The 401-nt window shown below is 77.3% G+C and carries 1 protein-coding gene; it reads left to right on the forward strand.

The genetic code is table 11. The annotated features are described in order from the left end of the window. Positions 1–205: 205 nt before the first annotated feature. A partial coding sequence (locus PUR71_RS05180; protein WP_443077363.1) for a hypothetical protein occupies positions 206–401 on the forward strand: 196 nt, incomplete at its 3' end.

The following is a 401-nucleotide window of genomic DNA, read 5'->3' on the forward strand; positions in this document are numbered from 1 at the left end:
CCCCCCCCCCCCCCCCCCCCCCCCCCCCCCCCCCCCCCCCCCCCCGCTCGGGAATGAGACGGCGACCCCCGAGATCTACACTCGCTTGGACACTATTTCCCTCCCCGACGCTCTTCCGATCTTGTGCACCAGCCGGGTCTTGGGGGCGCCGAGCTCCGGCGACCACCCGACCTAACACCCAACGCGCGCGTGCACCTCGGCCAGCGTGACCGCGCTGCCCGCCACCGCGCCGGCGTCGGTGCCCACCGCGTCGGGGGCCCGCGCGGCCGCCCCCGCCCCAGGCCCGGGTGCGGTTGGACACGCCGCCGCGCTCATACGGGAGGGTGCCGGCGGTGCCGTGTTCGGACGGGTGGCCGTCCTCCAGGATGCCGGCCGGTCCGGCGCCGACGATCAGGACGTCG

Origin of the sequence: Streptomyces sp. SP17BM10, assembly GCF_036322405.1 — a bacterium.
In the GTDB taxonomy this organism is placed as follows: Bacteria; Actinomycetota; Actinomycetes; order Streptomycetales; family Streptomycetaceae; genus Kitasatospora.